The sequence below is a fragment of the Paraburkholderia sp. SIMBA_053 genome (assembly GCF_046534895.1).
Taxonomy (GTDB): domain Bacteria; phylum Pseudomonadota; class Gammaproteobacteria; order Burkholderiales; family Burkholderiaceae; genus Paraburkholderia; species Paraburkholderia caledonica.
On sequence record NZ_JAWRXU010000060.1, the window covers coordinates 1 to 577 of the forward strand.

Sequence of the window (577 nt, forward strand, 5' to 3'; positions counted from 1 at the left end):
GATCTTCAGGCACATAACCGAGCCCCATCCGGGCAATCCGATGCGGCGGCAACGCCGAGATATCGGCCCCGTCGAAATGAATCGCGCCTTCACGACGCGCCATCAACCCCATGATCGACTTCATCGTCGTCGATTTGCCCGCGCCGTTACGGCCCATCAGCGCGACAACTTCGCCGCGCCCAACTTCGAGGCTCACGTCGAAGAGAATTTGCGCGCGCCCGTAGAACGCATTCAGCCCCTCGACTTTCAGCAGTGGTGCGTTCATGTGCGCGGCTCCGTGTGTGGCTCACCGCCATCGTGCGATAACGCCGCGCGCGGCTGGAACGTCTTGCCCGTGCCGAAGTAGACAGCCTGCACGTTGGCGTCGTTGCGTATCGTGTCCCGCGTCGCCCTGCGCAATCAGCTTGCCGCGCGCAAGCACGATGATCCGGTCCGCGCTGGAAAATACGACGTCCATGCTGTGCTCGGTGAACAGCACGCCGATATGGCGCTCGGCGGAAAGACGCTTCGTCAGCGCCATCAGCTCAGTGCGTTCCTGCGGCGCCATGCCCGCCGTCGGCTCGTCCATCAGCAGCAG

1 protein-coding gene and 1 pseudogene are annotated in these 577 nt (G+C 63.6%); both read right to left on the minus strand.

Annotated features, from left to right (window positions below; translation table 11 throughout):
- The coding region (locus tag SB753_RS34520; RefSeq protein WP_410804519.1) for an ATP-binding cassette domain-containing protein at window positions 1-265 on the minus strand (265 nt) is incomplete at its 3' end.
- Window positions 262-577 (minus strand): annotated as a pseudogene (locus SB753_RS34525) (ABC transporter ATP-binding protein); the annotation flags it as partial. The pseudogene SB753_RS34525 and the gene SB753_RS34520, both read right to left, overlap by 4 nt.